The 8447-nt window shown below is 55.8% G+C and carries 6 protein-coding genes; all 6 read left to right on the top strand.

The window, feature by feature from the left end:
* Positions 1–28 precede the first annotated feature (28 nt).
* The 6 genes from ptsP to nadC all read left to right on the top strand — a co-directional run bounded on the left by ptsP (position 29) and on the right by nadC (position 8176).
* On the top strand, positions 29–2563 hold the full coding sequence (gene ptsP / locus L991_RS08820) for a phosphoenolpyruvate--protein phosphotransferase (protein ID WP_047394334.1): 2535 nt from the start codon (positions 29–31) through the stop codon (positions 2561–2563).
* Positions 2564–2574: 11 nt separating this feature from the next.
* Positions 2575–2934, top strand: a complete 360-nt coding sequence (locus L991_RS08825; protein ID WP_156129033.1) for a PTS transporter subunit EIIB — start codon at positions 2575–2577, stop codon at positions 2932–2934.
* 187 nt (positions 2935–3121) lie between these two features.
* Entirely contained in the window at positions 3122–4849 is a 1728-nt protein-coding gene (gene ptsG / locus L991_RS08830; RefSeq protein WP_047394336.1) for a PTS glucose transporter subunit IIBC, read from the top strand.
* Positions 4850–4949: 100 nt separating this feature from the next.
* Entirely contained in the window at positions 4950–5966 is a 1017-nt protein-coding gene (locus L991_RS08835) for an alpha/beta fold hydrolase (protein ID WP_308417283.1), read from the top strand.
* The gene (locus tag L991_RS08840) at positions 5967–7334 is read left to right on the top strand and encodes a phosphomannomutase/phosphoglucomutase (protein ID WP_047394343.1); all 1368 of its coding nucleotides are present in this window, start codon (positions 5967–5969) and stop codon (positions 7332–7334) included. It begins immediately after the preceding gene.
* Positions 7331–8176 (top strand): carboxylating nicotinate-nucleotide diphosphorylase, encoded by an 846-nt coding sequence (gene nadC, locus L991_RS08845; protein WP_047394346.1) that lies wholly within the window; start codon positions 7331–7333, stop codon positions 8174–8176. The genes L991_RS08840 and nadC overlap by 4 nt, the downstream gene beginning before the upstream one ends.
* Positions 8177–8447: the final 271 nt, after the last annotated feature.

Raw genomic sequence — 8447 nt, forward strand, 5'->3', positions numbered from 1 at the left:
TCGTACAAGCGCTACTAAGAGGTATGTTATGTCGAGCAACCTGATTGAACTCAAGGCCCCGCTCTCCGGAGTGATGGTGCCGCTGGACAAGGTGCCAGATCCGGTATTTGCCCAGAAAATGGTAGGGGATGGGATTTCGATTGATCCAACCAGCTCTGTTTTGCTGGCCCCTGTTACCGGTAAAGTGACACAACTACACTCATCCAAACACGCGGTGACCCTGACCACGGCGAACGGGATCGAAGTACTGATGCATATCGGTCTGGATACCGTGATGCTGAAAGGCAATGGTTTCACAGCCAAAGTGAAAGAAGGCGACATCGTGGATGTCGGCCAGCCGCTGATCGAATTCGATATGGATCTGGTGGCCCGCAAAGCGGTGTCTTTGCTGACCCAGATCGTGATTACCAATAGTGATCAGGTAAGCCAATTTGTACCCGCCACCGGCTTGGTGAAAGCCGGCCAGAATGTGGCACTGACTCTGCATCTGGCGGCGGGCGCCGGCGCGGCTACCCAGCAAACGGGTGCAACTGCCGAAGCGTATTCTGATCCGCTGAAAGTGCCAAACCCAACCGGCCTGCATGCACGCCCTTCGGCGGTTTTGGCCAATGCGGCTAAAACTTATCAGTCTGATATCAAACTGGTACGCGCAGGCGAAGAAGCCAATGCCAAATCCGTGGTCGCCATCATGGGGCTGGAAGTGCAGCATGGCGATGAAATTCGCGTGCGAGCAGCCGGCGCGGATGCCGCTGCGGCGGTAGCAGCGATTGCCGAATTGATCAAAACCGGCTGTGGCGAAGATGTAGGTGGTCCGGTCGCCAAAACCAAACCGGCGCCGCTGAATGTTAAAACGGCTAAACCTAAACCGAAATCAAGCGATCCAAACATCCTGACTGGTGTTTCAGCATCGCCAGGTCTGGCAGTTGGGAATGTGTTTCATGTGAAACAGGAAGAGATTTCGGTGGCCGAGCAGGGCGAAGGCCAGCAAGTTGAAAAACGCCGGCTGGATAAAGCGCTGAAAGACGCGCACCAGCAGCTGGAAAACCTGAAAGCCGAAATTACCGATGCCAGCAAAGCCGAAATTTTTGCGGCACACCAAGAATTGCTGGAAGACCCAGATTTGCTGGCCATTGCCATTGCCGGTATTAGCGCGGGCAAGAGCGCAGGTTTTGCGTGGAAACAAGCGTTCACCACCTACGCCGATAAATTGGCAGGCTTGAAAAACGAAGTACTGGCCGGCCGCGCGAATGACATCCGTGATGTGGGCCGTCGCGTACTGCGCCTGATTACTGGGGTGGAAGAAGCAGCCATGGTGGTGCCAAACAACGCCATCCTGATTGCCGAAGAGCTAACACCATCAGATACCGCCAGCATGGATCGCACCAAGGTACTGGGTTTCTGCACCACCGGTGGTGGCGCAACGAGTCACGTGGCGATTCTGGCGCGCTCGCTGAATATTCCTGCGATTTGCGGCATTGATGAAGACGTGATGCAACTGGCGAACGGCACCCCCGTAATTCTGGATGGTACTCGCGGCACGCTGCGCAAAAACCCATCGGAAGCCGAAATCACCGATATTCGTGAAAAACAAGCCAAGCAAGCCGCGAAGCGTGAAGCTGAATTGGCCGCCGCTTTCCAGCCGGCCGTGACTAAAGATGGTGTCCACGTTGAAGTCGTGGCCAATATCGGTGGTCTGGATGATGCCGAGCAAGGCGTGAAGCTGGGTAGTGAAGGTGTGGGTCTGCTGCGCAGCGAGTTCCTCTATCTGGAGCGCACCGATGCGCCGACTGAAGACGAACAAAGCCAGATCTACATCGATATCGCCAAAGCTTTGGGTACGGACAAAACCTTCGTGGTGCGCACGCTGGATGTCGGTGGCGATAAACCTCTGCCATACCTGCCAATGCCCGCCGAAGAAAATCCATTCCTCGGCGTGCGCGGGGTGCGTTTGTGTCTGGCCGAGCCAGAGCTCTTGCATACCCAAGTACGCGCGGTACTGCGTTCAGCGCCATTCTCGAAACTGGCGATCATGTTCCCAATGATTACCAGCCTGGAAGAAGTGCGCGAAGTGAAACGCATCGTGGCCGAAGAAAAAGCGGCGCTGGGCATTACGCAGGAAGTCCAGGTCGGCATCATGGTTGAAGTTCCTGCCACAGCGGTGATGGCCGAGCAGTTTGCCCGTGAAGTGGATTTCTTCTCGATTGGTACCAACGATCTGACCCAGTACACACTGGCAATGGATCGCGGTCATCCGAAGCTGGCCAAGCAAGCCGATGCGATGCACCCTGGTGTATTGAATCTGATCAATATGACCGTGCAAGGCGCGCACAAACACGGCAAGTGGGTGGGCGTGTGTGGCGGTATCGCGTCTGATCCGATGGCGATTCCCTTGTTGCTGGGGATCGGGGTGGATGAATTGTCGGCCAGCGTGCCAAGCATTCCAGCCATTAAAGCGCTGGTGCGCTCATTGAACAAAGCCGAGTGCGAAAAACTGGCGGCAGAAGTCTTGCAGCTGGGTACCGCAGCCGAAGTGCGCGCGCGTTTGTCGCAATTGGTTGAATAAGGAATAGAACCATGACGTTATTGCTTGTTTTTATTGTGGGCCTGGTGATCGGCGTGGGCGTGGGCATGTCCCTGCGCAAAACACCTGCCGCAGCCCCTGCACCGGTGGCGACGCCGGCTGCAAAAGCGGTGACACCCGCAGCCCCAGCGGCGGCAAGTAAAGCAGCCCTCAATAGCAAATGGCTGCCGGGCTTGGGCGGCGCGGACAATGTCCAGCAAGCCGAACTGATTGCCGCTACCCGTGTGCGGGTGGCCTTGAAAGATGGCCACCGCCTCGATGAGCGAGCTTTGGTGGCGGCGGGTGTGCAAGCCGTGGCCGCGATTGATGAAAAGGTGTTTCATCTGATTGTCGGTCAGCAAGCCGCTGCTTAAGTCCCTACAAAAACCCACCGCAAGGTGGGTTTTTTGATTTAAATCAACAAATACATCCCGGCAGTATTCACAGATAAACCTTTTACCGTATTGCTTGCAAAGCTATACCCGTTAAAAATCGATTCATACCAAAACTAAAAAAAGACATGTGGCATTAGCAAGTCCGCAAGCTTTTAGGAGAAAGTCGATGTTTAAAAACGCGTTTGCCGTACTGCAAAAAATCGGGAAAGCCTTAATGCTGCCCGTGGCCGTTTTACCGGTTGCGGGTTTGTTATTGGGGATTGGTGCTTCACATTTTTCCTTCCTACCTACCGTTGTCTCTCAGCTGATGGAAGCCGGTGGCGGGGCCATTTTTGGTCATCTGCCGCTGATCTTCGCCATTGGGGTGGCGCTGGGTCTGACTGAAAATGATGGCGTGGCGGCGATTGCCGCTTCGGTGGGTTTCGTGGTGCTACTCGCCACCATGGGCGTGATGGCCCCGGTGATGGGTGTGGAGCCTGCCACCGTAATGGGCATGAAATCGATGGAAACCGGCGTATTCGGCGGGATCATCATCGGTGGTGTGGCCGCTACTTTATTCAACAAGTACTACCGCATCGAGCTGCCACCGTATCTGGGCTTCTTTGCCGGTAAACGCTTTGTGCCGATCGTGACCGGGATAGCCGCGATTTTTGTCGGTGTGATCATGTCGGTGATCTGGCCTTCGATCCAAGGCGCGATCAACAGCTTCTCGCAATGGGCGGCGCATTCTGATCCGCGGATGGCGGCCACCGTGTATGGCTTCATCGAGCGTCTGCTGATTCCATTCGGTCTGCACCATATCTGGAACGTCCCATTCTTCTTTGAAATCGGTAGCTTTACCGATGCAGCTGGCAAAGTGGTGCACGGTGATATCGCGCGTTTCTTCGCCGGTGACCCAACTGCTGGGATTTTGGCTGGTGCCTTCTTCTTCAAAATGTTTGGTTTGCCCGCCGCAGCGTTTGCGATTTGGCATACCGCCAAACCTGAGAAGAAAGTGATGGTGGGCGGGATCATGATCTCCGCTGCGCTGACCTCTTTCCTCACCGGGATTACCGAGCCGATCGAATTTGCTTTTATGTTCGTCGCGCCAGTGCTGTATGTGATCCACGCCTTCCTGGCGGCCAGCGGTCAGTTCATCGCCAATACACTAAACATGCACATGGGCTTTACTTTCTCGCAAGGCGGGATCGACTTCCTGATGTTCAATGCCTTGGGTAAATACGCGCAAAACTGGTGGTATGTGCTGATCATCGGCCCAATCTATGCGGCGATTTACTACAGCGTATTCCGCTTTGTGATTGTGAAATGGAATCTGAAAACCCCAGGCCGTGAAGATGAAGTGACTGAAACCGTGGTGAGCCAAAGCGCTGGCGGTATGGCTGCAGATCTGGTAGCGGCGTTTGGTGGGGCTGGCAATATCCAATCGCTGGATGCATGTATCACCCGTCTGCGGATTTCGGTGCAGGATGTTGCCAAAGTAGATCAAGCCCGCCTAAAAGCCCTTGGTGCCGCTGGCGTGATGCAAGTGGGCAACAATATGCAGGCCATTTTTGGTACTCGCTCCGAAAATCTGAAAACCGATATGGAGATGTATATCAAGCAAGGCGGCGCTAAGCTTGCTGCTACGAGCAATACCCCTGCTGCAGCGCCTGTTGCTGCAAGCCCGAAAGCAGCGGCTAATGCGGCATTACAGGCGGCATTGGGTGGCGCGAGCAATATTCGCAGTGCCGTGCCAATGGCCGTAACCCGCGTGCGGGTCGAGCTGGCGGATGTAGCGCTGCTGAATGCCGATGCGCTGAAAGCACAAGGTATCGTGGATGTAGCCGTACTCGAAAACGGCATTGTGCATCTGATTGTGGGTGAGCAAGCGAGCCAGCTGGCTGCGACTTTATAAGCCAGCCAAGTCCGCGAGTACCATCGATCACCCCGCTGCGGCGGGGTGATTTTTTATCGGCCGTTGGCCTGTGCATAAAACACTGGCATCCGTAGGCGCATTGCGCCACACTTTCGCCATGGCGCGTGAAAAAGAACTGATTTTGCCCTCCTACCAGCCCGCGCGCTGGTTACCCGGTGGGCATGCCCAAACGATTTATCCAGCGGTGCTGCTGTGGCAGCGTGCGCTGAGCTACCGCCGTGAACATTGGATTACCCCAGACCTCGATGCGATCGGTGTAGATTGGACCCCAGGCCGGGCGGGTACGCCGCTGATTGTGTTATTTCATGGCTTAGAGGGCGGTTCGCGCTCGCACTATGCGGTTTCGCTGTTTCAACAGGCATATCAGCAAGGCTGGCGCGGCGTGGTGCCGCATTTTCGTACCTGCGGTAATGTGCCTAATCGATTGCCACGCAGCTATCACGCGGGGGATTCCGCCGAGATTGATTGGGTATTGCGCCGGCTGAAAAAAGAACACCCCGGTACGCCGATTTTTGCGGTGGGGTATTCATTGGGTGGCAATGCTTTGCTGAAATGGCTGGGCGAACAAGGGGCGCGCGCGGGTGAGTTTATCCACGCGGCGGCGGCCGTATCGGCGCCGATGGATTTAACCGCCGCTGGGGTGGCGCTGGACGACGGGCTAAACCGGCATATCTATACCCGCAATTTTTTGCGCACCATGCGCAAAAAAGCCCAATACAAACTCAAGCTCACCGAAAACCCGTTTATTGATTGGCGGCAGGTTAAAGGGGTGAATACCCTGCGTGAATTTGATGATCTGGTCACCGCGCCGCTGCATGGTTTTTTTGGGGTGGATGAATACTGGGCGCAAGCCAGTAGCAAACCGCTATTACCCAATATCGCTATCCCCACTTTGATTGTTAATGCGCTGAATGATCCGTTTATTCCGGCGCAGAGTTTGCCAACTGCCCAGCAAGTGAGCGAACACGTACAATTGCTGCAGCCGCGCGATGGCGGCCATGTGGGCTTTTTATCCGGCCCGCCGCCTGGCCGTTTGCAGTGGTTACCCAGCACATTACTCAAATTTTTTACTTTTCATTTACCTCTGGTGCGTTAAATGTCCCGCCTGCCTGCTGCGATCTTCAAAGCCTATGATGTGCGAGGTCCGGTGAGTTTGTTGACTCCCGAAGTAGCCTACTGGGTAGGGCGGGCCATTGGCGCTCAGGCGCGGCGACGCCAGATCCAGCGCATTGCGCTAGCCGGCGATGGGCGTTTATCTACCCCCGATTTACTGGCCGCGATGCAGCAAGGGCTGCAAGAAGCCGGGGTCGCGGTGCAATGTCTGGGCATGGCTTGCACGCCATTATTGTATTTCGCCGCTCGCACGGTGGCCGATGCCTCGGGCATTATGATTACCGGCAGCCACAATCCGCCCGAATACAATGGCATCAAAATCATGCTGGGCAACGACACCGTCGATGGTCCGGCCTTGCAGGCGCTGCGTGAACAAGTTGAAGCCGATGATTTGCCCATCGCCAGTGGGGGCAGCAGCCATGCTGTGGATGTATTGCCCGCCTATTTGCAGGCGCTGCAAGCACAGATCCAGTTAGCCAAACCATTAAAGCTGGTGATTGATTGCGGCAATGGCGCGCCCGGTGCGGTGGCGGCGAATGTGTTTCGCAGTTTGGGTTGCGAGGTGAGCGAGCTGTATTGCGAGGTGGATGGGCATTTCCCTCATCATCATCCCGATCCGCAAGTGGTCGCCAATCTGCGCGATTTACGCACCCAAGTGCAGCAGCAAGGCGCCGATGTGGGCTTGGCCTTTGATGGCGACGGCGATCGGCTAGGGGTAGTGACTGCCAGTGGGCAGGTGATTCCGGGTGATCGTTTATTAATGCTATTTGCGGGTCAGGCGCTGGCTCAGCGAGCCGGGCATGTGTTATTCGATGTGAAATCCAGTCGGGCAGTGGCCAAATGGGTAGCGCAGCTAGGCGGTACGGCCGAAGCGATCCCGACGGGCCATTCGCATATGAAGCGCAAATTGAAACAAAGCAAAGCGCTGGTGGCGGGCGAGTTATCCGGGCACTTTGCCTTTGCGGGCTGGGACGTGGATGATGCGCTCTTCGCGGGGGCCAAGCTCTTGCAACTGGTGGCCGCTGGGCTGGATCTGGATGCCGAGTTAGCCTGCCTGCCGCAGTGTTTAGCCACGCATGAGTTGCAAATCCCATTGAGTGGGGCTGGGCATTTGCTGGTACAAGATATTGCCCAGCGCGCCGCTTTCCCCAGCGCAAGTTATATCAGCCAGGTGGATGGTTTGCGGGTGGAATACGCAGATGGCTTTGGCCTTATCCGCGCCTCGAACACCACACCGGTACTAACGCTGCGCATCGAAGCGGATGATGCCGCTGCGCTGAAGCGCATTGAACATGAACTGGCGGCCGCCATCGCGCCGCTTCCTTTCCCTTCTTATAGTCTTGAATCATGATTGTGACACCTCCCCAGCATCTGATTGCCGCCAACGTTGCCGCCGCTTTAGCCGAAGACCTTGGCGAACGCGATTGGACGGCCGAACTCATTCCCGCCCAAGCGCAAGCCAATGCCACGATTGTGCTGCGCGAGCCGGCCGTTTTGTGCGGTTTGCCGTGGGCTAACGAGGTCATCCGGCAGGTGGATGCCAGCATTCAGGTCAGCTGGTTATTTACCGAGGGGGAGTATGTTGCTGCAGATAGCGTTATTGCTCGCTTGCAGGGCAATGCCCGTAGCCTACTCACGGCCGAGCGCAGTATGCTTAATTTTATCCAGACGCTGTCTGCGGTGGCGACCGAAACTCACCGCTATGCCGAGCTGGTGAAAGGTACGCGCGCGGTGATTCACGATACCCGCAAAACTTTGCCCGGTTTGCGCCGCGCCCAGAAATACGCGGTGACCGTCGGTGGCGGCGCTAATCAGCGGATTGGTTTATTTGATGGCATCTTGATCAAAGAAAATCACATCATGGCCGCCGGCAGTATTACTGCAGCGCTGCGCCAAGCTCAGGCGCTGGCACCGAAGCATGTCACCATTCAGGTGGAAGTGGAAACCCTCACCGAGCTCGCCGAGGCATTACAGGCAGGCGCCACCTCAGTGCTACTGGATAATATGAGCTTGGCCGATATGCGCTCCGCCGTCGAGATGGCACAGGGCCAAGCCGTACTGGAAGCATCCGGTGGCGTGGATTTCAGCACGGTGCAAGCGATTGCCGCCACCGGCGTCGAGCGTATTTCGATTGGTAAACTCACGAAAGATGTTCGAGCTATTGATCTATCGATGCGCTTTACGGCGGCCTAAGCCAAGTAAACCGGCATTGATCACGCAAAATATAAAACCAAGGCCCGCGTTAGCGGGCCTTGGTTTTATTGGGCTTGAAGCGCTTACCGCCAATCCGTTGCCGGTAGCCAAAAATAAATTTCAAACTAAATTAATAGGTTATCGCTTTTGTTGCACTTTTCTTGCAGGAAGTGGTTGACCGAGTCTGGGGGCGTCGGTATAGTTCGGCCTCTCTGCTGATGACGCAGCGAAACAAAACGAGTTTCTCTAGTCAGCCAGCCCGATCTTTAAC

Origin of the sequence: Chitinibacter sp. ZOR0017 (assembly GCF_000799095.1) — a bacterium.
Taxonomy (GTDB): domain Bacteria; phylum Pseudomonadota; class Gammaproteobacteria; order Burkholderiales; family Chitinibacteraceae; genus Chitinibacter; species Chitinibacter tainanensis.